This is a genomic window from Actinomadura sp. NTSP31, assembly GCF_041951385.1.
GTDB classification, from domain to species: Bacteria; Actinomycetota; Actinomycetes; order Streptosporangiales; family Streptosporangiaceae; genus Spirillospora; species Spirillospora napierensis.
This window is the reverse complement of record NZ_JBGNUT010000010.1, coordinates 173,637-196,433: the sequence shown is the minus strand read 5'-3', so window position 1 is coordinate 196,433 and position 22,797 is coordinate 173,637. Positions and strand designations below refer to the sequence as shown.

Genomic DNA, 22,797 nt, shown 5'->3' with positions numbered 1-22,797 from the left:
CGGTGCGCGGCGCCCCATCGGGCTAAGTCGGGAGCGGGGACGTCGCGAGGGCGGCCTTGCGGAGGACGTTGCCGGCGTGGCGCATGTGGGCGGCGTCGACCAGGCGTCCGTCGCGGCCGATGGCTCCCGTACCGCCGGCGGCGGCGCTCTGGTAGTCCTGCATGGCCGCCTTGGCCTGTGCGATCTCTTCGGCGGTCGGGGTGAAGACCTCGTGGGCCATCGCTATCTGGGACGGGTGGATGGCCCATTTGCCGTCGAAGCCGAGCAGCGCGGCGTGGCCGGCGGCCCTGCGGTAGCCGTCGGGGTCCTGGTACGCGGGGTAGGGCGCGTCGATGGCGTCGATGCCGGCGGCGCGGGCGGCGGTCAGGACCTGGGCGCGGGCGTGGTGCCAGAAGTCGCCGGGGTAGTCGCCGAGGGGGTCGAAGTTGCCGTCGACCCGGGCGCGCAGCGAGGCGGACAGGTCTCCGGCGCCGAAGATGACCGCCTCCAGCCGGTCGCTCGCCCGGGCGATCTCGACGGCGTTCGCCAGTCCTTCGGCCTCCTCGATGAGCACCTCGATGCCGATCCGCCTTCCCAGGCCGAGCTTGTCCTCGAGCTGGGTGAGCAGGACGTCGAGCCACCAGACGTCGCGGGCGGTGCGCGCCTTGGGCAGGATGATCACGTCGAGCGCGTCGCGCGCCCCGGTGACGACCTCGATGACGTCGTCGTGGCACCAGCGGGTGTCCAGGCCGTTGACGCGGACGGCGCGCACCGTGCGGCCCCAGTCCAGCCCGGTCAGCGCGGCGACGGCGATGCCGCGCGCCCGCTCCTTCGCGGCGGGGGCGCAGGCGTCCTCCAGGTCGAGGAAGACCAGGTCGGCGCCTGAGCGCGCCGCCTTCCGGCACATGTGCTCGTCGCTGGCCGGCGTCGCCAGCTCCGAGCGGCGGATTCTCGGCTCGGGCATCAGATGACTCCTTGTTCGCGCAGGTCCTCGATCCCGGCGGGGGCGAGTCCGAGCAGGTCCCGGTACACGTGGTCGTTGTCGGCGCCGAGGGGGCGGCCCAGGTGCTCGACGCGGCCCGGCGTGCCGCTGAGCCGGGGCACCGGCGCCTGCACCCGCATGAGGCCGAGGTCGGGATCGTCCATTGGCTGGAACGTGCCACGGGCCCGCAGATGCTCGTCGGCCAGCAGAGCGGGCGCGTCGTAGACGGGCGCGGCGGTCACCTCGGCGGCTTCGAACACCGCCATCGCCTCGTCGAGGCTCCGCTGGGCGATCCAGGCGGCCACCAGGCCGTCGACTTCGACGGCCCGCTCCTGGCGCCGGACGGGATCGGTGTAGTCGGGGTGCTCGGCCAGGTCGGGGCGGTCGATGGCGCGGAAGACGCGCACGGCGATGCTCGGCGACGCGCTGGAGATCGCCAGCCACCTGCCGTCGCGGGTGCGGTAGGCGTTGCGCGGGGCGCTCGCGTCGAGCCGGTTGCCCGTCCTGCCCTTGACGATCCCGAGCTGGTCGTAGGCCAGCGTCGACGATTCGATCAGCCGCGCGAGCGGTTCGAGGAGGCTGACGTCCACGAGCTGGCCCGCCGCGCCGTGGACGTCGCGGTGGTAGAGCGCCATCATCACCGCGTAGGCGGCGGTGAGGCCGGCGATGCCGTCGGCCAGCATGAACGGCGGGAGGGTCGGCGGGCCGTCCTCCTCACCGGTGACCTGGGCGAAGCCGCTCATCGCCTCGGCGAGCGTCCCGTAGCCCGGCCGGTCGCTCTTGGGGCCGCCGCGCCCGTAGCCGGTGATGTGCGCGACGACGATGTGCGGGTGCGCGGCGTGCACCGAGTCGAAGTCGAGGCCCCAGCGCGCCAGGGCGCTCGGCCGGTTGCCGACCACGAGCACGTCGGCGACGTCCAGCAGCCGATGGAGCAGGCGTTGACCGGCGGGCTCGCGCAGGTCGAGGGTCACGCACTTCTTGTTGCGGCTGATGCTCTTCCAGACCAGGCCGATGCCGTCCCGGCGGTCCCCCCAGGTTCGCATCGGGTCTCCGGCGCCCGGCGGCTCGACTTTGATCACTTCCGCCCCGAACTCGCCGAGCGTCGTGGCGACCGTCGGGCCCGCCGCGAGGGTGGCCGCCTCGATCACGCGCAGTCCGTGCAGCGGTCCGCGCGTCCCGGACGCGGCCCGGTTCGCGCCGGTGGCTGCTCTCTCCTGCTCGACCACGTGGTGTCCTCCGTCCCTACCGGCCGCGGCCGATCCGCTAGCGTCCCGCGAGCCGGGCCACGATGGGCGCGAAGCGTTCCATCTCCCGCTGCTGGACGGTGATGTAGTTCGCGCCGAACACCTCGCGGCGCTGTTGAAGCCGGTCGGCCACCTCGTCCAGGGATCCGGCCAGCACGTTGGGGTGGTCGGGGAGCCCGTCCGGCGGCACGCCCATGAGCTTCGCGACGCGGGCGACGGCGCCGGCCGCGTCGTCGGTGATCTCGGTGAAGAACGGCGAACTCTCGATCTCCAGATCGGACAGTCGCTCCCCCGCCGCGTCGCGGACGATCGCGAACCGGTGCGCCGCCTCCTGCGCGGGTGTGCGGCCGGCATCGTTCACCGCGTCGAACGGCACGTTGTTGATGCTCACGATGTCGGCCTCGCGGGCGGCGAGGGACAGCACGCGCTTGCGGGCGCCGCCGATCATGATCGGCGGGCCGGGCCGCTGGGCGGGCAGCGGCAGGCCCGCGTACCCGGTCGCGGTCGCGAACGGGCCCCGGTGGTCCAGCGGCTCGCCGCTCCAGTGCGCTTTGAGCAGGGCGACGACGTCTTCCAGCTTGTCGACGCGGCGGGCGGGGGGCGCGAAGCCGAGCCCCATCGCCCGGTACTCGCGCTCGCTCCATCCGGCGCCGATCCCGAACTCGAGCCTGCCGTCGGACAGCAGGTCGAGGGTCGCCGCCTCCTTCGCGAGCACGGCCGGCACGTGGTAGTCGACGCAGAACACGCGGCAGCCGACCCGGAGCGTCCGCGTCACCGCGGCGGCCGTCGCCATGGCGGCGACCGGCGCGAGGTGCTGCGGCGGCAGCCGCGACTCCCGGGCCGCCGGGCCCGGCCCCAGGTAGTGGTCGGCGACGAACAGCGTGGCGTAGCCGAGGTCCTCGACCTTGCGGGCGAGGTCACGCCACTGGGCTCCCGTCGTCGCCTTCGTCGCCTGGACGGCGAACCGAAAAGGATGCATATTTAGGACCGTACGCCAAAACTCTGTCGCACAACAGAGCTCCCGGCGGACGCCCGCCGCGGACGAAGGGACGGCCGATGGTCAAGCGCACGAGATACGAGGACTACAAGGACCGGTATCCCAACTACGACTTCGAGCTGAGCGAGGACGGCATCCTGCTCATGCGGTGCCACACCGGCGGCGGCAGCCTGGTGTGGGACTGGAAGTCGCACGACGACATGGCCGACGCCTTCGCCGACATCGCCGGCGACCGCGAGATCAAGCTGCTCATCCACACCGGCACCGGCGAGAACTACAACGCCGACTGGGGCCTGATGCCCGACGGCACCCTGCCCGACCCGCCGGTCTACGACGCCATGCCCGGTCTCCGGGGGCTCCACAAGCTGGACGAGAAGGCCTGGTACAACCGGCAGCTCCAGCAGAACGTCCTCGAGGTGGACGTGCCGATGATCAGCGTGGTCAACGGCCCGTGCAACATCCACTCCGAGGTCCCGCTGATGGGCGACATCGTCCTGGCCTCCGACGACGCCTACTTCCAGGACGTCTCGCACTTCCCGCGCGGCCAGGTGCCGGGCGACGGCCAGCATGTGATCTGGAGCTTCCTGGTCGGGCACAACCGGGCCCGCTACTTCCTGCTCACCGGCAAGAAGCTGTCCGCGCGGGAGGCGCAGGAGTGGGGGGCCGTCAACGAGGTCCTGCCCAAGGACCAGGTCCTCGACCGGGCCTGGGAGCTCGCCCGGGAGCTGGTCAAGCGCCCGCCGATGGTGCTGCGCTACACGCGGCAGCTGTTCACCCAGAATCTCAAGCGCGCCTACCTGGAGGAACTCGGCCACGGGCTGGCGCGCGAGACCTACGCGCAGCAGGAGTTCTTCCCCTTCGGCGGCGGCATGGAGCCGCTGGACCGCGCCTGGAACGACAAGCCGTGGTCGTGACCCAAAAGAAGACAGCAATGTTTCGCTCGATAGAGAAACTGATGGTCATTGCGACCACGCGACGGCAAGGAGACGGGTCATGACGGAGTTGCAGCAGCGCCTGGCCACGGGGAGGGGCAAGTTCACCCCGGACTACCCCGACCTCGGCACAGGGCCGGTGGACTACGAGGACTCGATCTCGCCGGAGTTCTTCGCGGCGGAGCGGGAGGCGGTGTTCAAGCGGTCCTGGCTGTACGTCGGCAGGTCCGAGCGCCTGCCCCGGCCCGGAACGTTCTTCACCCGCGAACTGCATGGGCTGGCGTCGATCGTCATCGCCCGCCGCCGCGACGGGACGGTCAACGCCTTCCACAACGTGTGCGCCCACCGCGGCAACAAGGTCGTCTGGCAGGAGCACCCGCAGGAGGAGTCCAAGGGCTCGTGCCGGGAGTTCGCCTGCAAGTACCACGGCTGGCGGTACGGCCTGGACGGCCGCGTCACCCACGTCACCAACGAGCAGGAGTTCTTCGGCCTGGACAAGGACTCCCTGCGGATGCCGCCGGTGCACTGCGAGGAGTTCGCCGGGTTCATCTTCGTCAACCTCGCCGACGATCCCGTCCCCCTGCGCACGTACCTGGGCGACCGCCTCCTGGAACTCGAGGCCTACCCGTTCCACAAGATGACCCAGCACTACGGCTTCTCGGCGCCGATCCGCGGCAACTGGAAACTCGCGGTCGACTCGGTCTGCGAGTGGTACCACCCGCCGTACGTCCACGCCCGCTTCATCGCCAAGGACACCGCCAAGGCCGAGAAGCTCGTCCCGCCGGTCGACGCCTACCACTACGACCTGTTCACCCCGCACATGCTCACCTCGGTGCCCGGGCCGCCCCCGCTCCCCCCGCGCGAACCCGGCACCGCCGGCCCCGCCGACCGCGACCAGATCTGGGTGTACAAGCTGTTCCGGGCCGGGCTGTTCGGCCCCGACGACGTCCCCGACCTCGGCCCGCTCCCCGGCTTCCTCAACAAGGGGAAGATCAAGTCCTGGGGCAACGACCAGTTCTGGCTGTTCCCGAACCTGTCGGTCCAGATCTGGGCGCGCGGCTTCTACATCACCTACACCTACTGGCCCGAGTCGGTGGACAAGCACACCTACGACATCGACCTGTACTTCGTCCCGCCGGAGAACGCCCAGGAGCGGCTGGCGCAGGAGCTCATCGTCGACAGCACGATCGAGTTCGCGATGCAGGACGTCAACACCATCGAGGCCACCCAGCAGGGCCTGTCGACCCGCGCCAACCAGCGGTTCCACCTGTCCGACCAGGAACTGCTCATCCGCAGGTTCCACAAGACCGTCCGCGACACCGTCGCCGCGCACCAGGCCCGCGACACCGACCGCGACACTGACAAGGAGCGCTGATGTCGACCACCACCGCGACCGGCCTGCCCGCCCGGTTCGCCGAACTGGAGCCGTGGGTCGCCGACTGGGCCCGCCCCACCCGGCAGGAACGCTACGACATGCGCCTGTCGAAGACCTTCGACGAGCTGGCCGCCTTCTACGACGCCATCGCCCCCCGCGCCGAAGAGGCCATCGAGTACCTCAACGGACTCGACCTCAACGACCTCCCCGACGACGCGACGCGGCTGCTGCGGCTGATGTACTCGATGATCATCGTCTCCTACGCGGTCAACGTGTTCAACCAGCCCCGCATCCCCGACTCCGGCGCCGCGTTCTTCAACACGACCGCCGAACCGGCCGTGTGAACGGGAAGGTGCGGCGCTCGCGACACCCGATGGTCGCGGCGGGACGCGAACGTCCCGGCGGCGGTGCCGCGGATAGCCTTCCGGACGTGATGGACGCCTACGTGGAGCCCGACGTCGACTTCCCGCGCGTCCAGGTCGGGCCGAACCCGCAGCACCTGGTCCTCGGGCTGTTCACCGACCACTGGTTCGGCACCGAGGAGTACCTGCCGTCGGCCGCGCTGGTCGAGCTGCTCACCGAGTTCGCCAACACGCAGGCCAGCGCCCGCGCGGCGATCGCGCGGCTCGCCCGGCGCGACCTCCTCCAGGCGACGAAGATCGGCCGGCGGACGTTCTACCGGATGACGCCGGCCGCGTCCCGCGCGCTGGAGCAGACCCAGCGGCGGGTCGTGGAGTTCCGCGCCGGGGACCGGATGTGGGACGGCTCGTGGACGACCGTGCTGTTCTCGGTCCCCGACGAGCAGCGCGACCTGCGGTACGTCATCCGGACGCGCCTGCGCTGGCTCGGCTACGCCCCCCTGTACGACAGCGTGTGGGTGTCGCCCCACGCGGACCGCGACCAGACCGTCGAACTGCTAGAAAGCCTGGCGGTGGAGCACGCGACCGTCCTGCGCGCCGAGGTCACGTACGCGGCGGGGCCCGGCGACCCGCTCGCCGCGTGGGACGTCGGCGCGATCGCCGCGCGGTACGAGGCGTTCATCGCCGAGCACGAGCCGCTGCTCCGCCGCGTCGAGCACGGGCAGGTCGGAACGGCGGAAGCGCTCGTCGCCCGGACCAACGTCAAGGACGCCTGGCGGGAACTGGTGAGCCTCGATCCCGAACTGCCGGAGGGGCTGCTCCCCGACCCGTGGCCGGGCCGGCGGGCGCGCGGGCTCTTCGCCGGGGTCTACGACGGGCTCGGGCCGCTGGCGGAGGCGCGCGTCCGGCAGATCATCGCCAGGCACGACCCGGCGCTCGCCCGGCTGACACGGCACCGCACCACGACCAGCGCGCCGCCGCCCGGATCCTGAGGAAGCAGACATGACAGTCAGTGGAGAACGGCTCGCCGGCAAGGTCGCCGTGATCACCGGCGCAGGCTCGGGGATCGGACGGTCCATCGCCGTCCTGTTCGCCGAGCACGGCGCGAAGGTGGTCTGCGCCGACCGCAGCGGAGAGCAGGACGGCACCGCCGCGCACATCGGTGAGGCGGCCGTGGCGGTCCACGCGGACGTCTCCGTCGCGGCCGACGTCCAGGCCATGATCGAGACCGCCGAGCGGCGTTTCGGGCGGCTCGACGTCCTGTGCAACAACGCCGGCTTCGGCGGCCCCCGCAAACCCATCGTCGAACAGGACGAGAGCACCTTCGACGACGTCATCGCGGTGAACCTCAAGGGCGTCTTCCTCGGCATGAAGTACGGGATCGCCGCCATGCTGCGCGCGGGTGGCGGCTCCGTCGTCAACACCGCGTCCTCCGCCGGCCTCGTCGGCTGGAAGGCGCACTCGGTGTACGCCGCGGCCAAGGGCGGCGTCGTCCAGATGACCAAGAGCGCCGCGCTCGACTACGCCGAGCAGGGCGTGCGGGTCAACGCCATCTGCCCGGGCATGACGTGGACCGGCCTCGCCGGCGCCTCGGAGCAGAACCCGTCGCCGCCGCCTGACATGCCGATGCGCATCCAGCCGATGAACCGCTGGGGGCTGCCGTCGGAACTCGCCGCCGCGGCGCTGTTCCTCGCCAGCGACGAGGCGTCCTTCGTCACCGGCACCGCCCTTCCGGTGGACGGCGGCTACGTCGCCCGCTGACAGGGGCCGATTCTCGACACGTTCACGCCCTACGGGAACATGGGACCCATGCCACCGAGCAGGGATGCGGCATCGGCGTGGGCGGCGAGCGGCGCGGTGGTCCTGTCGGGCCGCTCGGACGGGCCGCCGCTGCTGCCGCCCGGCCGGGCCGCCGCGGTGGCCCGGAACCTGGCCGAGCGGTTCGCCGGCATGACGGGTGCGCCCCGCCTGGACGGGGCGCGCCTGCTGTCCGAGCGCGCCGCCTTCACCGGGCACCGGCGGCGCGGGCGCGTGTCGCCTGGCGGCGCCTGCCGGCTGCTGCCGATGGCGGACGGCTGGGCGGCCGTGTCCTGCGCCCGCCCGGACGACCCGGCCCTCCTCGGCGCGCTGGCCTGCGCGGACGTCGGCGACGACCCGTGGCCCGCGGTCGGGTCCTGGCTGCGCGACCACACCGGCGCCGAACTGGCCGAGCGCGCCGGGCTCCTCGGCGTCGCCGCCGGGCCGGTCGGTGCACCGTCCTCCGGCGCCCCGGTTCCAGTGCCCGCGGCGGCTCGTCCGGTCAAGGACGCGCTGGTGGTCGACTTCAGCGCGCTGTGGGCGGGCCCGCTGTGCGCGCATCTGCTCGGCCTCGCGGGCGCCCGCGTCGTCAAGGTCGAGACGCCGTCGCGACCGGACGGCGCGCGCCGCGGCGATCCCGGTTTCTATCGGCTCCTGCACGCCGGGCACCGCTCCGTCGTGCTGGACCCCGCGACGACGGCGGGCCGCCGGGCGATGGCGGCGCTGGTGGAGGCGGCCGACATCGTCATCGAAGCGTCCCGCCCGCGCGCCCTCGCCCGCTTCGGGCTGGACGCCGGGGCCGCCGTCGCCGCCGGGACGACGTGGGTCTCGATCACCGCGGACGGCCGCGCGTCCGACCGCGTCGGCTTCGGTGACGATGTGGCGGCAGGCGCGGGACTGGTCTGCCGGGATGCCGACATGTCCCCGCTGTTCTGCGGCGATGCGATCGCCGACCCGCTGACCGGGCTCACCGCCGCGGTGCTGGCCGCCACCGCGCCACCGGGAGGCGGTGTCCTCTGGGAGGTGCCGATGTCCGGCGTCGTCGCGGCGACCCTCGATCCGGGCCCGCCGGTCCCCAGCCTCCCCGCCCTCCGCCATGGCGACGGCTGGGCCGTCGACACCGGCTCCGGTCTCGCTCCCGTTGCCGCTCCCCACCGGCGCGAGCCGGACGGGGACGCCCCGGCCATGGGCGCCGACACGGCGGGCGTCCTGCGTGAGCTGGGAGTTCCTCTCCCGTGAAGCAATGGACGCGGCCGTGAGCGGGCTCCTGTTCCGCGATGCCGAGATCGCCGGGCGCGAGCGGACGCACGTCCGCGTCGCGGGCGGGCGGATCACCGAGGCCGGCCCGCACCTGACGCCCGGCCGCCGGGACGAGGTGGTCGAGTGCCGGGGCGGCGCGCTTCTCCCCGGCCTGTGGGATCACCACGTGCATCTGCACGCCATGTGGGCGTCGAGGCGGTCCGTCCGATGCGGGCCTCCGGAGGTCGAGGGACGGGACGCGCTGGCGGCGGCGCTGCATGCGGCGGTGCCCGACGAGCGCGGGTGGGTGCGCGGCGTCGGCTACTCCGAGAGCGTCGCCGACGACCTGGACGCGGCCGGGCTCGACGCGCTGCGCGCCGATGTGCCCGTGCGGATCCAGCACCGCAGCGGCGCGCTCTGGATGCTCAACTCCGCCGCGGCACGCGCGGCGGGCCTGGCCTCGGGCCACCACCCCGGCATCGAGCGCGACGCGAACGGCTCCCCCACCGGCCGGCTGTGGCGAGCCGACGACTGGCTCCGCACCCGCCTCCCGGCCGCCCGCCCTCCGGACCTGGGCGCCATCGGAGCCGAGCTGGCGCGCTACGGCATCACCGGCGTCACCGACGCCACCCCCGATCTCGCCGCCGGTACGATCGCCGCGTTCGAGCGGGGAGCGCTTCGGCAACGCGTCCATCTGCTGGGCATGCCCCTGGACGCCCGGGACCCCGTCCATCCGAGGGTGACCACCGGCCCGTACAAGATCGTCCTGGCCGACTCGGGGCTGCCGTCGCTGGACGACCTGAGCGGCCGCATCCGGCAGGCCCACGAGCGGGGACGCGCCGTGGCCGTGCACTGCGTCACCCGCGAGGCGCTGCTGCTCCTGCTCGCCGCGCTCGGCACGGCCGGGGTCCGCGACGGCGACCGGATCGAGCACGCCGCCCTCGTCCCGGCCGAGACGATCGGTGAGCTGGCACGCCTCGGCCTGCGCGTGGTCACGCAACCCGGCTTCATCGCCGACCGCGGCGACGACTACGTGCGGGACGTCCCGGCGGGCGAGCACGACGACCTGTACCGCTGCCGGCGCCTGGCCGACGCCGGCGTGCCGGTGGGGCTGTCGAGCGACGCGCCCTACGGTCCCCTCGACCCCTGGACGGTCATCGGCGCCGCTGTGCGCCGCCGCACCCGGTCCGGGGCGATCGTCGGCGCGGGCGAGGCGATCTCGGCGCGCGCGGCACTGCGGTCCTATCTGTCGCCGCCCGGCGATCCGGGCGGGCGCGTCCGGCGCGTCCGCCCGGGGGCCGTGGCCGACCTCGTCCTGCTCCACGTCCCGCTCGCGGAGGCGCTGCGCAGTCCGGACGCGGGCGCCGTCCGCCGCACCGTCGTCGCCGGCGGCGGCGACGACGACGACGAGGAGTGACGTCCCGGCGGTCGGCAGGGGTCAGGGCAGCGGAGCCGACAGGTAGCGGGCGGGCGGCCGGCCCGGGCGCAGGACCAGTTCGGTGCCGGGCTCACCGTCGCGGAGGACGTCCACGACGGCGGTGGCGACCTCGTCGGCGGAGAGCATCGGGATGCCCGCCGCCTGGAACCGGTCGCGGGCTCCCGCGACGAGAGGCGTGTCGACGAGCCCCGGGCAGACGGCGCCGAGCCGGATCCCCTCCCGCGCCAGCGGGCCGGACAAGGCTCGGACCAGGCCGATGACGGCGTGCTTGGTCATCGTGTAGATCGGGTCCTGCTCGACGCCGTGGAGGGCGGCGAGCGAGGCGGTGACCACGATCGAGCCGCCGCCGTTCCCGCGCATGACGGGAAGCGCCGCGCGCAGCCCGTAGACGACGGAGTGCTGGTTGACGCCGACGACCGCCTGGTAGCGGCCGAGGTCGAGCGTGCCGGGGTCCTTGTCGGCGGAGTTGGTGCCCGCGTTGAGGACGAGCAGGTCCAGGCGGCCGCCCGCGGACCCCACCGCCCGCGCGGACAGCTCGGGATCGGTCAGGTCGCCGACCACCGCGACGCCGCCGACCGAGGCGGCGACGTCCTCCACCGCCGGGTTGCGGTCCACGAGCACGCAGCGGGCGCCGGACGCGGCGAGCCGCCGGGCGACCGCCGCGCCGATACCGCCCGCCGCGCCGGTGATGACGGCGCTCTCGCTCGTCATGGTCCTCCTTGTTCGTCGGTCGGGAGACGCCTCAGCCGCCCTGTTCCTCCGGCTTGCGGGCGGGGCGCCAGAAGGCGGCCAGCAGGAGCGCGGCGCCGATACCGCCCGCGAGCGCGGTGACGGCGAGGCCCGTCCAGCCGGACAGGTCGCCGGCGATCCCGAGGGCGCGGTCGAGCGACACGGTCCCGCCGCCCAGGGCGCCGAGCCCGCAGGCCACCATGATGATCATGACGACGTACTCGTAGCCCTGGCCGGGCCGGAAGATGAAGAAGCCGTTGCGCAGGTGGGCGGTGATGAGGGCGACCGCCATCGTGCCGACCGCCCCGGCGGCGGCGAGCGGGGTGAGCAGCCCGAGCAGCAGCAGGACGCCGGCGCCGAGTTCGGTGCCGGTCGCCATCAGGGCGTGCAGCCGGCCCGGGCGCAGGCCCATGGACTCGAACCAGCCCGCCGTGCCCGCGATCTTCCCGCCGCCGAACGCGTGGTTCCAGCCGTGCGCGATCAGGGTGCCGCCTATGGACACGCGGAGGACGAGTGAGGCGATGTCGACGGCGGTGTCCGCTGCCATGCGGGGGTTCCCTTCGCTCGATGCCGGCACGGCGGGGCAAGCACGGCCGGCGGTTGGACAGATCATGCTCCCCGATCAGGAGACCACGGTTGCGAAGGCCTTGCGCTCCAGGAACTCCTCCAGGCCGGCGACGCCCATCTCGCGGCCGACGCCCGACTGCTTGAAGCCGCCGAACGGGACGTCCGGGGCGAAGTAGTTGCCGCCGTTGATGCTGAGGGTGCCGGTGCGGATCCGCCTGGCGACCGCGATCGCCCGTTCATCGCTGGCGCTCTGCACGGCGCCGGAGAGGCCGTAGGCGGAGTTGTTGGCGATGCGGACGGCGTCGTCATCGTCGTCATACGGGATGACCGCCAACACCGGCCCGAAGACCTCCTCCTGCGCGATCTCACTGTCCGGATCCACACCGCCCAACAGAGTCGGCGTGTAGAAGAAGCCGGGATCGACCTTCTCGCCGCCGGTCACCAGCTTGGCCCCCGCATCGACCGCACGGCGCACCATCCCGTCCACCTTCTCCCGCTGCCGCTCACTGATCAGCGGCCCCATGTACGTCCCGGGGTCGGCGGGGTCGCCGTAGCGGACGCCGGCGAGCTGGGCGGCGACCCGCTCGACGATCGCGTCGTGATCGGCGCGCGGCACCAGCAGGCGGGACGTGATGGCGCATCCCTGCCCGGCGTGCGAGCAGATGGTGAAGGCCGCGGCCATCGCGACCAGGTCGAAGTCGGCGTCGTCCAGCACGACCATCGCGGACTTGCCGCCGAGTTCGAGGAAGACCCGCTTCACGGTACCGCTCGCCGCCGCCATGATCTTGCGGCCGGTGGCGGTGGACCCGGTGAAGGTGACCACGTCCACGTCCGGGTGGGTGGTCATGACCTCGCCGACCGCCGGCCCGGCGGAGGTCAGGACGTTCACCACGCCGGCCGGGATGTCGGTGTGCTCGGCGATCAGCTCCGCGAGCGCGAGCGTCACCAGCGGCGTGTCCGGCGCGCCCTTCAGCACCACTGTGCAGCCGGCGGCGAGCGCGGGCGCGAGCTTGGCCAGCGCGAGCTGGTTGGGGTAGTTGTACGCGGTGATCGCGGCGACGACGCCGGCCGCCTCCTTCTCGACCCAGCGGCGGTGCCGCCGCCCCCGGGCCTCGATCTCGCCGAGCTCCTCGGTGAAGGAGTACTCCCGCAGCAGGTCGGCGTAGTAGCGGACGATCCCCAGCGGCTCGTCCAGCCCGGCGCCGTGGGTGACCACGCGGGGCGCGCCGGTGTCGGCGATCGTCAGCTCGCGCAGCTCCTCCTTGTGCTCGGTCAGCACCTCGTGGAGCTGGTCCAGGCACCGGACGCGCAGCGCGGCGTCGGACGGCCACTGCGTGGTGTCGAACGCGCGGCGGGCCGCGGCCACGGCGGCCTCGGCCTGGGCGGGCGTGGCGTCCGGGGCCTGGCCGAGGACCCGTCCGGTGGCCGGGTCGAGCGAGGGGTACGTCCGCTCCCCCGCCACCAGGCGCCCGCCGATCAGCAGGCGCGGCGCCGCGCCGTCCGGCCGGCCGCTTCCGGGTCCGCCCTGTCGCTGCGATGCCATCCCGCCTCCTCGTTATGGAAATCTGATTCTCCAGCAGGAGAACATGAAGTTCAAGACGTCAGGGCCCCCGGCCGGCGACCGGCACCGCACGGCCGCGCCCCCGGTGAGCGCCCGTGAAGTCGCCCGCCGCCCTTCCGGAGCCCCAAGAGTTGAGAGTATTGTTCTCGCAATTGAAAAGAAAGTTCTACCCAGGCATCGCCCACCGTCTCAGAGAGGACGCCGTCGTGAGCGTGGACGACGAGGCCCGCAAGACGCACCGCTACCCGTTCGACCGGCACACCCCCGAGTACCGCCGCCAGTTCACGTCGATCACCCAGGAGATGCACCAGAAGTGCCCGATCGCCTGGTCGGACACCTACGGCGGGCACTGGGTGGCCGCCGGCGCGGCCGAGGTGTTCGAGCTCGCACGGTCCGCCGACAAGCTGTCGAACGACCACGACGTGAAGGGCGAGCGCCGCGGGTACAAGGGCATCACCATCCCGAGCGCCGACCCGCCGCCGCCGGTGCGGGGCGGCTTCCTGGAGATGGACCCGCCCGAGCAGCGCCACTACCGGCAGGCCCTGAACCCCTACCTCTCCCCCGCCGCCGTGCAGCGCTGGATCCCGTTCGTCGACGAGGTGGTGCGCGCCTGCCTGGACGAGAAGTCCGAGAGCGGGCGGATCGACTTCGTGGACGACCTGGCCAACATCGTGCCGGCCGTGCTCACGCTGGCGATGCTGGGCGTCCCGGTGAAGCGGTGGGAGATCTACAGCGAGCCGACCCACGCCGCCGTCTACACGCCGCCGACCTCACCGGAGATGGCCCGGGTCCGCGAACAGCAGACGGTCCTGTTCAAGGACCTGGCCGCCGAGATGACGGCGATCCGCGAGAACCCGCGTCCCGGCATGATCGACGCGCTGGTGCGGGCGGAGATCAACGGCGGCCATCCGGACGACCTGGAGCTGCTGGGGGTGCTCGCGCTGGTCATCGGCGGCGGCTTCGACACCACGACGGCGCTGACCGCGCACGCGCTGGAGTGGCTGTCGGAGAACCCGGACGAGCGGGCGCGGCTGTCCCGCGAGCGCGACGCGCTCCTGGACCCGGCCACCGAGGAGTTCCTGCGCTACTTCACCCCCGCCCCCGGGGACGCGCGGACCTTCTCCGAGGACTGCGAGATCGCGGGGACCCGGTTCAGGGAGGGCGAGCGCGTCTGGCTGTCGTGGGCGATGGCCAACCGGGACCCGTCGGTGTTCAGCGACCCCGACCGGATCGAGCTCGAGCGGTCGGGCAACCGGCACCACTCCTTCGGCCTCGGCATCCACCGCTGCATCGGCTCCAACGTCGCGCGCACCGTGTTCAAGCGCATGCTCGTCCAGGTGCTGGACCGCATGCCCGGCTACCGCTGCGACCCGGAGGGCGCCGTCCACTACGAGACCATCGGCGTCATCCAGGGCATGCGCCACCTGCCGGCGACGTTCGACCCGCACCCGCCGCTCGGCCCCGGGCTCGAGGAGACCCTGGAGATCCTGCAGAAGGCCTGCGACGAGCAGCGGCTCGCCGAGCCCGTCACGCGGCGCAAGGCCGCCGCGAAGATCGTCCGCTGACCGGAACGGCGAACGGAGGGGCCCGGCCTGGTCTGGCCGGGCCCCTCCCTTCGCGGCGGCGCCCCTCTCCGCTAAGCCCGGGAGGCTGCGGGCCCGGCGGCGGGCGCCACCATCCCGAAGGTCTTGGTCTCCAGGAACTCCTCCAGGCCGGGCACGCCCTTCTCGCGGCCGATGCCCGACTGCTTGAAGCCGCCGAACGGGGTGTCGGAGAAGAAGTAGTTGCCGCCGTTGACGCTGAAGGTCCCCGTGCGGATGCGTCGCGCGACGGCGAGGCAGCGTTCGCCGTCGGCGCCGTGCACGGCGCCGGAGAGGCCGTAGGCGGAGTTGTTGGCGATGCGGACGGCGTCGTCATCGTCGTCATACGGGATGACCGCCAACACCGGCCCGAAGACCTCCTCCTGCGCGATCTCACTGTCAGGATCCACACCGCTCAACAGAGTCGGCGTGTAGAAGAAGCCGGGATCGACCTTCTCACCGCCGGTCACCAGCTTGGCCCCCGCATCGACCGCACGGCGCACCATCCCGTCCACCTTGTCCCGCTGCCGCTCACTGATCAGCGGCCCCATGTAGGTCTTCGGGTCGCGGGGGTCGCCGCAGGACACCTTGCCGAGGTAGCGCGCGACCCGCTCCACGACCTCGTCGTGCTGCGGGCGCGGCACCAGCAGGCGGGAGTTCAGCGCGCAGGCCTGGCCGGCGTGCAGGCAGATGCCGAACGCCGCGTTCATGGAGACAGTCCGGACGTCGGCGTCGTCCAGCATGATCAGCGCGGACTTGCCGCCCAGCTCCAGGCGCACCCGCTTGATCGTGCCGCCGGCCGCGGCGAGGATCGCGCGGCCGGTCGCGGAGGAGCCGGTGAAGCTGACCACGTCCACCTCGGGGTGGGTGGTCAGCGCCTGGCCGACCTCCACCGCGGAGGAGACGAGGACGTTCACCACCCCGGCCGGGATGTCGGTGTGCTCGGCGATCAGCCTGCCGAGCGCGAGCGTCACCAGCGGCGTGTCCGGCGCGCCCTTCAGCACCACCGTGCAGCCCGCCGCCAGCGCGGGCGCCAGCTTCACCAGCGCGAGCTGGACGGGGAAGTTGTACGGGGTGATCGCGGCGACGACCCCGGCGGCCTCCTTCTCGACCCAGCGGCGGTGCCGCTGCCCCTGGTACTCGGCCTCCCCGAGGTCCTCGCTGAAGGGGTACTCGCGCAGCAGGTCCGCGTAGTAGCGGACGAGGTCGAGCGGTTCGTCGAGCTGAGCGGCGTGGGTGAGCATGCGGGGCGCGCCCGCCTCGGCGATGAGCAGCTCGCGCAGCTCCTCCTGGTGCTCGACGAGCGTCCGGTGGAACTGCTCGAGGCAGCGGACGCGCAGCGCCCGGTCGGTGGCCCAGTCCGTCTCCTCGAACGCCCGGCGGGCCGCCGCGACGGCCCGCTCGGCGTCGGCGACCGTCGCGTCCGGGGCCTCGCCGAGGACCTCGCCGGTCGCGGGATCGGACGAGGTGAAGGTCCGTCCGGAGGCCGCGAGCCGCCCGTCGATGAGCAGCCGGGCCCCTGCGTCGTCCCCGATCGGCATCCGCGTCCTCCTCTTGGTGGAAATATCATTCTCAAAAAACGATATCTTATGTACCGTCTCATGAGAAGCTGATGATGCTCCCCGCGTGCGGCACGCCCTCGACCGCCGCGCGCGGCAGGCGAGCGGGAAAGGCATGAGTGAGGCTGGGATGAGCGAGCAGAACGCGAGCGCGCGGCGCACGGCGATCGTCACCGGCGGCGGCTCGGGCATCGGCCGGGCGATCGTGCACCGGCTGGCCGAGGACGGGTTCGCCACCGCGGTCCTGGACCTCGACGCCGGCGCGGCCGAACGGGTGGCCGGCGAGGCGCGGGACAAGGGGCACGAGGCGGCCGCCTTCGGGGGCGTGGACGTGTCCGACCGCGCGGCGGTGCAGGAGGCGGTGCGGCGGGTCCGCGACACGTTCGGCCCGCCGACGGTGCTGGTCAACAACGCCGGCCTGACGGGCTTCAAGAAGTTCCTGCACATCACCGACGAGGTCTGGGACCGGATCATCGCGGTGAACCTCAACGGCCCCTTCTACTGCTCCCAGGCCGTGGTGCCGGACATGATCGAGGCCGGCTGGGGCCGGATCGTGAACATCTCCTCCTCCAGCGCGCAGTCGGGGCAGCAGTTCATGACGCACTACGTGGCCTCGAAGGCGGGCCTCGTCGGCTTCACCAAGGCGCTCGCGCTGGAGCTCGGCCCGGACGGGATCACGGTGAACACCATCCCGCCCGGGTTCGTCGACACCCCGATGCTGCGCGCGTCCGAGGAGAAGGGGCTGCTCGGCGGCACCGTCGGCCAGCACGCCGACCGCACCCCGGTGCGGCGCCCCGGCCGCCCCGAGGACATCGCCGCGGCCTGCGGGTTCCTCGTCTCGGAGGACGCCGGGTACATCACCGGCCAGGTGATCGGGGTCAACGGCGGCCGCAACACCTGACCGCGGCGGCCCGGCCCGCGCACGGGCCGGGCCATCGTTGATAATGTTCCTCTCAGTCATGAGAATTGCTCTATCGAAAGCGCCAGGACGAAGGGACACCGGTACCGGTGAAGGATTTCGAGGCCCTTGACTTCTTCCGGGACGACGAGCTCGTCGCGGACCCCTATCCGTACTACGAGGCCCTGCGCGGCCGGTGCCCGGTGCAACGCGAGCCGCACCACGACGTGATGATGGTGACCGGCTACGACGAGGCGCTCCAGGTGTACAACGACACCGACACGTTCTCCTCGTGCGTCTCGGTGACCGGCCCGTTCCCCGGGTTCCCCGTCCCGCTCGAAGGGGACGACGTCAGCGAGCTGATCGAGCGGCACCGCGACGAGCTGCCCCTGAGCGACCAGCTCCCGACGCTCGACCCGCCGCTGCACACCGCGCACCGCGCGCTGCTCATGCGGCTGATCACCCCGAAGCGGCTCAAGGAGAACGAGGCGTCCATGTGGCGGCTCGCCGACCGGGTGCTCGACGACTTCCTCGACGGCGGCGAGGGCGACGCGATCGACGACTTCGCGGCCCCGTTCACGCTGCTGGTCATCGCCGACCTCCTCGGCATGCCCGAGCAGGACCGCGACGACTTCGCCCGGACCCTGCGGCAGGCCTCCGGCGGCGGCATCGGCGGAACCGGCGACGAGACGCTCGCGCACAGCCCGCTGGAGTTCCTGTACGACCGCTTCGTCCCCTACATCGAGGACCGCCGCCGCGAGCCCCGCGACGACGTCCTCACCGGGCTCGCCACCGCGACGTTCCCGGACGGCTCGACGCCCGAGGTCGAAGACGTCGTGCGCGTCGCGTCCAACGTCTTCGCCGCGGGCCAGGAGACCACCGTCCGGCTGCTCGGCTCGGCGTTGAAGCTGATCGCCGAGGACCCCGGGCTCCAGGAGCGGCTGCGCTCCGAGCCGGACCGCATCTCCAACTTCGTGGAGGAGACCCTCCGCGTCGAGAGCCCCATCAAGGGCGACTTCCGGCTGGCCCGCGTCTCCACCACCGTGGGCGGCGTCGAGATCCCCGCGGGCACGACGCTGATGCTGGTGAACGCCGCCGCGAACCGGGATCCGCGCCATTTCGACGACCCGGCCGCCTTCGACCCCGCCCGCAAGAACGCCCGCCGGCACATCGCGTTCGGGCGCGGCCCCCACACCTGCCCCGGCGCCCCGCTCGCGCGGGCCGAGGCCCGGGTGGGCATCGAGCGGCTCCTCGACCGGACGACCGGCATCCGCGTCTCCGAGCGCTGGCACGGCCCCGCGGGCGACCGCCGCTACCGCTACCTCCCGACGCACATCCTGCGGGGGCTGGCGCACCTGAGCCTGGACTTCACGGTCGCGGAGAAGGCGGAGAACGCGAAGGGCACGGCGCGATGAAGGTCACGATCGACGAGGACCGCTGCCGCGGCCACGGGATCTGCTGCACGGTCTGCCCGGAGGTGTTCGACCTCAACGACGACGGGTACTCCGAGGTGCTGACCCCGGAGGTCCCCGCCGGGTCCGAGACGGCGGTGCGCGCCGCCGTCGCCCAGTGCCCCGAACGGGCGATCGTCGTGGCCTGAGCGCCGGACGGTCTGGAGGGTCCGCGGTCGCGGGTCCTGCGGGCCGTCCGGCGCTCAGGCCGTCAGGCGGTCCCGGTCCGCAGCACGCCGTCCAGCGCCTGGAGGGCGGCCTCCAGGGCGCCGAGATCGCCGCCGCACTCCTTCGCGGTCGCCCGGACGACGTCGACGTCCTTGCCGAGGAACCCGCTCACCGCCTCGGCGAACGCCGCGACCGACCCGCGCGCCCCGACCCCGGCCAGGGCGCGGCTCGCGCTGCTCGCGTGCGGGAGCGCGGCGAGCAGGGCGGCCTCGTCCACCCCCAGCTGCCCGGCGAGGCGGACGGCGTGGGCCAGCAGCCCGATGTGCGCGGCGAACAGGGCGTTGTTGACCAGCTTCACGCGCTGCCCGGCCCCCAGCCCGCCCACATGGATCACCGGGTCGCCGTAGGCGTCCAGCGCGGGCCGCACCTTGGCGACGTCGCCGGCGGCGCCGCCCGCGAAGAGGGTCAGCCGGCCGGCCGCGATGTCGTGGGGCCCGCCGCTCACCGGGCAGTCCACCACCGCGACCCCCTGGGCCGCGGCCCGGTCGGCGACGGCCGTCGCCGTGTCCGGGCTCCCGGTGGTGTGCAGGACGACCACGGATCCGCCCGGCATCGCGGAGAGCAGGTCGCCGCCGAGGCAGACGTCGCGGACCTGCTCGTCGCTGAAGACGCACACCAGCACCGCGTCGGCGCCCTCGGCGGCGTCGGCCGCGCCGCCGACGGCCCGCGCGCCCAGTTCCTCCAGAGTCGTGCGCGACGCGGCCGACCGTCCCAGCGCCCTGACCTCGTGGCCGGCCCCGACGAGCCGCTCCACCATGGGCCGGCCCATCCGTCCGGCGCCGACGAACCCGATGCGCATCCCTGCCTCCTCGCCCCGGAAACACCGGTCGCCGCGGCCGGTCCGGTCCCGCTGCGGCATTGACCATCTCTGGTATGGAGATTAGCATTCTCACAATCGAGAATGGAGTGCTTCCCATGACCAGTGCGCGACTCCGCCGGCCGGCCGCATGAACCACCGCGTCGTCCAATGGGCCACCGGCAACATCGGCACCCGCGCTCTGCGGGGCGTCATCGAGCACCCCGGCATGACCCTCGCGGGCGTGTACGTCCACTCGCCGGACAAGGCGGGGGTCGACGCCGGCGAGCTCTGCGGGCTGGGCACCACCGGAGTCGCCGCGACGCGCGACATCGGCGAGATCCTGTCGCTCGGCGCGGACTGCGTCCTCTACATGCCGCGCGCCCTCGACGTCGACGAGGTGTGCCGGTTGCTGGAGTCCGGCGCGAACGTCGTCACGACCCGCGGCGAGTTCCACCACCCCGCCGGCGTCCGCCCCGAGGTCCGTGAACGGGTCGAGGCGGCGTGCGAGCGCGGGAAGACCTCCATTCACAGCACCGGGAGCAGCCCCGGTTTCATCAGCGAGGCCGTCCCGCTGGCGCTGGCGTCCATCCAGCGGCGGCTCGACCGCCTGACCATCAGCGAGTACGCGGACCTCTCGCGGCGCGACTCGCCCGGCCTGCTCTTCGAGGTGATGGGCTTCGGCAGGCCGCCCGCGGCGTTCGACCAGCGGCGGCTCTCGCACGGCCGGGTCAGCTTCGGCCCGTCGCTGCGCCTGGTCGCCGAGGCCCTGTCCATGCCGCTCGACTCGGTGGAGGCGGACGGGGAGATCGCCACGGCGCGCCGTCCGGTCCGCATCGCGGCGGGCGAGCTGGCGGCCGGGACGGTGGCCGCCCAGCGGATCACGGTGTCCGGCATGCGCGGCGGCCGGGCGGTGCTGTGCTTCCGCGCCGTCTGGTACTGCACGACCGACCTCGACCCGGAGTGGGACGTTCGCGCCACCGGATGGCACATCGCGGTCGACGGGGACGCCCCGCTCGACATCGACATGCGGTTCCCCGTGCCCATCGAGCGGATGGCGGACGTGTCGCCCGGCTACACCGCCAACCGCGCGGTGAACGCGGTCCCGGCCGTGTGCGCGGCGGCACCGGGGATCCGGTCGACGACGGACCTGCCCCACATCCTCGCCGCGCTCGGCTGACCCCCGCCCGGCGGACGCCGCCGCGCGGGATCCGCCGTCACACCCCGGCCGGCTCGCCCCTGCGGAAGAACTCGGTGGCTCCGCCCGCGTCGGCGGGAACGGCGGCGGCCGCCATGGCCTGGGCCTTGAAGGCGCGCGCGGCCGCGCTGAGCCGGTGCGGCAGCCACGCCCCCTCCCCCGGGCACTCCACCGGCCCGCCGCCCACCGGGCACATGCCGTCCCAGAGCGTGACCTCCACCGCCTGGTCGTCGAGGGCCCTCAGCACCATCCGCCGGACGCGCGGGTCCGACCTGTACAGGCCCGCGCAGACCGCGATGGCCCGCGGGCGCGGGCCGCGGACGGGCGAGGCGAGCGCGCAGTCCAGGTCGGCGGGGCGGGCGCCGAGGATCCGCAGCGGCCGGGGATCGGCGCGGTCCGCGGTGAGGACGGTGACGTCCCAGCCGGCCGTCACGCGGTCGAACAGCCAGCCTCCCGCGCAGCGGACCGCCTCGGCCATGCTGGGGGTGACGACGAGGAGCCGGTTCCTCAGGGACCGTCCGGTGGCGGCGCGAGCTGCCGGGAGAGCGATCCGGTGTACTCCTTGAAGACCTCGGTCAGCGGGATCGAAGGGTCGAGCAGCCATGATGCCTCTATCCCATTGAGAAAGGCGGCGATCTCCACGGCCTTCACGGCCGGATCCAGGTCGGCGCGGTACCGGCCCGAGCGCTGGCCCCGCCGGATGGTGCCGGCGATGGTCTCCACCGCCGCCCGGTACCGGAAGAGGAAGCGATCGTGCAGGGGCGCCTCGGGGTCCAGGTTCTCCATCTGCAGGACGGCGAACATGCCGATCAGATCGGGGGTCTCCCGGAACCTGCGGGGGACCTGGGCCAGTTGCGCGACGATGTCGTCGCTCGTCCGGTCGCCCGCGGCGTCGTCGTAGGCGTCCCGGACGTCGAGTGCGGCGTGGAGCAGTTGCTCCTTGGACTGGAAGTGGTGCAGCAGGCCGGCCGGGCTGACCCCGGCCTCGCGGGCGATCTGGCTCAGCGTGATGCCGCGCCATCCATAGGTGCGCAGCAGCCGCTGCGCCGCGGTCAGGATGCGCTGCCGGCGGTCCTCGCCCTTCGCGAGGAGCGCGGCGTACGGCCGCTGATCGGTCACCGGGCCTCCTCCACCAACCTACTGAAAGTACATTAGGTTGGTTGACCCGCGTGTGACAAGGGTCACCCATCGGTAACCTGCGGCCCGCGCCGCGCACCCCGTCCACACCCGCCTACGCGCCGCCTACGCGCCCTTCCAGACCGGCGGCCGCCGCTCGGCGAAGGCCGTGGCGCCCTCCATCGCGTCCGCGCTGCCGAACACCCGCCCGACCTCCTGCGGGTCGCCCCAGCGGCGCTCCCGCATCAGCTTCTTGGTCGCCGCGACGCCCAGCGGGCCGTTCGCGGCGATCCGCGCCGCCAGCGCGAGGGCCTCCTCGCGCACCCGTCCGGCCGGGACGACCCGGTTCACCAGCCCGATCTCGCGGGCCCGGACGGCCGTGACGGGGTCGCCCGTCAGTCCCATCTCCAGGGCGAGCGCCAGCGGAATCCGGTCCGCCAGCGTCGTCCCGCCGCCGGCCGCGAAGAGCCCGCGCTTCACCTCGGGGACGCCGAGCGCGGCGTCCTCGGCCGCGACCACCAGGTCGCAGGCCAGCACCAGCTCGAACCCCCCGGCCAGCGCGGAGCCGTTCAGCGCCGCGACGACCGGGGTGGCGACGCCCTCGCGGAGGAACCAGACCAGGCCCGCGAAGTCACCGCCCTCCGCGAACGCCTTCAGATCCATCCCGGCGCAGAACACCGGCCCCGCACCGGTCAGCACGATCGCCCGGACGTCCGGATCGGCGTGGGGGGGGGGGCCCCCCCCCCCCCCCCCGGCCCGCCCCGCGGGGGGG

General features: G+C 73.2%; 23 protein-coding genes. 12 read left to right on the top strand and 11 right to left on the bottom strand.

The annotated features are described in order from the left end of the window. Positions 1–22 precede the first annotated feature (22 nt). The 3 genes from ACA514_RS19280 to ACA514_RS19270 are packed head-to-tail and all read right to left on the bottom strand — an operon-like array spanning position 23 to position 3,184. The gene (locus tag ACA514_RS19280; protein WP_375042553.1) at positions 23–943 is read right to left on the bottom strand and encodes an HpcH/HpaI aldolase/citrate lyase family protein; all 921 of its coding nucleotides are present in this window, start codon (positions 941–943) and stop codon (positions 23–25) included. Continuing rightward, positions 943–2,187, bottom strand: coding sequence for a CaiB/BaiF CoA transferase family protein (locus ACA514_RS19275; RefSeq protein ID WP_375042552.1), 1,245 nt, complete (start codon positions 2,185–2,187; stop codon positions 943–945). The genes ACA514_RS19280 and ACA514_RS19275 overlap by 1 nt, the downstream gene beginning before the upstream one ends. Positions 2,188–2,224: 37 nt before the next feature. Further along, positions 2,225–3,184: a TIGR03621 family F420-dependent LLM class oxidoreductase gene (locus ACA514_RS19270; RefSeq protein WP_375042551.1), complete on the bottom strand. Its 960-nt coding sequence runs from the start codon at positions 3,182–3,184 to the stop codon at positions 2,225–2,227. A 77-nt stretch (positions 3,185–3,261) separates the two neighbouring features. Here ACA514_RS19270 and ACA514_RS19265 point away from each other — a divergent pair, with 77 nt between their 5' ends. The 7 genes from ACA514_RS19265 (at position 3,262) to ACA514_RS19235 (ending at position 10,321) form a co-directional block, all read left to right on the top strand. Then, on the top strand, positions 3,262–4,116 hold the full coding sequence (locus ACA514_RS19265; RefSeq protein WP_375042550.1) for an enoyl-CoA hydratase/isomerase family protein: 855 nt from the start codon (positions 3,262–3,264) through the stop codon (positions 4,114–4,116). Positions 4,117–4,195: 79 nt separating this feature from the next. Beyond that, positions 4,196–5,509: an aromatic ring-hydroxylating dioxygenase subunit alpha gene (locus ACA514_RS19260; RefSeq protein ID WP_375042549.1), complete on the top strand. Its 1,314-nt coding sequence runs from the start codon at positions 4,196–4,198 to the stop codon at positions 5,507–5,509. Beyond that, positions 5,509–5,853 (top strand): hypothetical protein, encoded by a 345-nt coding sequence (locus tag ACA514_RS19255; RefSeq protein ID WP_375042548.1) that lies wholly within the window; start codon positions 5,509–5,511, stop codon positions 5,851–5,853. The genes ACA514_RS19260 and ACA514_RS19255 overlap by 1 nt, the downstream gene beginning before the upstream one ends. Positions 5,854–5,942: 89 nt before the next feature. Next, positions 5,943–6,860 carry a PaaX family transcriptional regulator C-terminal domain-containing protein gene (locus tag ACA514_RS19250; RefSeq protein WP_375042642.1) on the top strand — a complete coding sequence of 306 codons (918 nt, stop codon included), beginning with the start codon at positions 5,943–5,945 and terminating at the stop codon, positions 6,858–6,860. Between the two features lie 10 nt (positions 6,861–6,870). Then, complete coding sequence (locus tag ACA514_RS19245; protein WP_375042547.1) at positions 6,871–7,629, top strand: SDR family NAD(P)-dependent oxidoreductase; 759 nt, start codon at positions 6,871–6,873, stop codon at positions 7,627–7,629. Between the two features lie 48 nt (positions 7,630–7,677). Next, positions 7,678–8,904 carry a CoA transferase gene (locus tag ACA514_RS19240; RefSeq protein ID WP_375042546.1) on the top strand — a complete coding sequence of 409 codons (1,227 nt, stop codon included), beginning with the start codon at positions 7,678–7,680 and terminating at the stop codon, positions 8,902–8,904. A gap of 16 nt (positions 8,905–8,920) precedes the next feature. After that, positions 8,921–10,321, top strand: coding sequence for an amidohydrolase family protein (locus ACA514_RS19235; RefSeq protein ID WP_375042545.1), 1,401 nt, complete (start codon positions 8,921–8,923; stop codon positions 10,319–10,321). 21 nt (positions 10,322–10,342) lie between these two features. Here ACA514_RS19235 and ACA514_RS19230 read toward each other — a convergent pair whose 3' ends face one another. The 3 genes from ACA514_RS19230 to ACA514_RS19220 form a co-directional block, all read right to left on the bottom strand. Beyond that, positions 10,343–11,053, bottom strand: coding sequence for an SDR family oxidoreductase (locus ACA514_RS19230; protein WP_375042544.1), 711 nt, complete (start codon positions 11,051–11,053; stop codon positions 10,343–10,345). Positions 11,054–11,084: 31 nt separating this feature from the next. Next, on the bottom strand, positions 11,085–11,618 hold the full coding sequence (locus ACA514_RS19225) for a DoxX family protein (RefSeq protein ID WP_375042543.1): 534 nt from the start codon (positions 11,616–11,618) through the stop codon (positions 11,085–11,087). Positions 11,619–11,693: 75 nt separating this feature from the next. Next, positions 11,694–13,181, bottom strand: a complete 1,488-nt coding sequence (locus ACA514_RS19220) for an aldehyde dehydrogenase family protein (protein WP_375042542.1) — start codon at positions 13,179–13,181, stop codon at positions 11,694–11,696. Between the two features lie 224 nt (positions 13,182–13,405). Between ACA514_RS19220 and ACA514_RS19215 the strand changes: the two genes are divergently transcribed. Next, positions 13,406–14,764 (top strand): cytochrome P450, encoded by a 1,359-nt coding sequence (locus ACA514_RS19215; protein ID WP_375042541.1) that lies wholly within the window; start codon positions 13,406–13,408, stop codon positions 14,762–14,764. Between the two features lie 71 nt (positions 14,765–14,835). On the opposite strand, the gene ACA514_RS19210 is transcribed toward ACA514_RS19215, so the two are convergent. Next, positions 14,836–16,320: an aldehyde dehydrogenase family protein gene (locus ACA514_RS19210; RefSeq protein ID WP_375042540.1), complete on the bottom strand. Its 1,485-nt coding sequence runs from the start codon at positions 16,318–16,320 to the stop codon at positions 14,836–14,838. 148 nt (positions 16,321–16,468) lie between these two features. Here ACA514_RS19210 and ACA514_RS19205 point away from each other — a divergent pair, with 148 nt between their 5' ends. The 3 genes from ACA514_RS19205 (at position 16,469) to ACA514_RS19195 (ending at position 18,836) form a co-directional block, all read left to right on the top strand. Then, positions 16,469–17,239, top strand: a complete 771-nt coding sequence (locus ACA514_RS19205; protein ID WP_375042539.1) for an SDR family NAD(P)-dependent oxidoreductase — start codon at positions 16,469–16,471, stop codon at positions 17,237–17,239. A 107-nt stretch (positions 17,240–17,346) separates the two neighbouring features. Further along, positions 17,347–18,651, top strand: coding sequence for a cytochrome P450 (locus tag ACA514_RS19200; protein ID WP_375042538.1), 1,305 nt, complete (start codon positions 17,347–17,349; stop codon positions 18,649–18,651). Continuing rightward, on the top strand, positions 18,648–18,836 hold the full coding sequence (locus tag ACA514_RS19195) for a ferredoxin (protein WP_375042537.1): 189 nt from the start codon (positions 18,648–18,650) through the stop codon (positions 18,834–18,836). Before ACA514_RS19200 ends, ACA514_RS19195 begins: the two co-directional genes overlap by 4 nt. Before the next feature lie 62 nt (positions 18,837–18,898). On the opposite strand, the gene ACA514_RS19190 is transcribed toward ACA514_RS19195, so the two are convergent. Next, a complete protein-coding gene (locus ACA514_RS19190) occupies positions 18,899–19,774 on the bottom strand; it encodes an NAD(P)-dependent oxidoreductase (protein WP_375042536.1) in 876 nt (291 codons plus the stop codon). Positions 19,775–19,862: 88 nt separating this feature from the next. Here ACA514_RS19190 and ACA514_RS19185 point away from each other — a divergent pair, with 88 nt between their 5' ends. Beyond that, complete coding sequence (locus tag ACA514_RS19185; RefSeq protein ID WP_375042535.1) at positions 19,863–20,891, top strand: hypothetical protein; 1,029 nt, start codon at positions 19,863–19,865, stop codon at positions 20,889–20,891. Between the two features lie 37 nt (positions 20,892–20,928). On the opposite strand, the gene ACA514_RS19180 is transcribed toward ACA514_RS19185, so the two are convergent. From ACA514_RS19180 to ACA514_RS19170, 3 genes are all read right to left on the bottom strand, one after another. After that, positions 20,929–21,387, bottom strand: a complete 459-nt coding sequence (locus ACA514_RS19180; RefSeq protein WP_375042534.1) for a hypothetical protein — start codon at positions 21,385–21,387, stop codon at positions 20,929–20,931. A gap of 29 nt (positions 21,388–21,416) precedes the next feature. Then, on the bottom strand, positions 21,417–22,028 hold the full coding sequence (locus ACA514_RS19175) for a TetR/AcrR family transcriptional regulator (RefSeq protein ID WP_375042533.1): 612 nt from the start codon (positions 22,026–22,028) through the stop codon (positions 21,417–21,419). 123 nt (positions 22,029–22,151) lie between these two features. Further along, positions 22,152–22,724 (bottom strand): enoyl-CoA hydratase-related protein, encoded by a 573-nt coding sequence (locus ACA514_RS19170; protein ID WP_375042532.1) that lies wholly within the window; start codon positions 22,722–22,724, stop codon positions 22,152–22,154. Positions 22,725–22,797 lie beyond the last annotated feature (73 nt).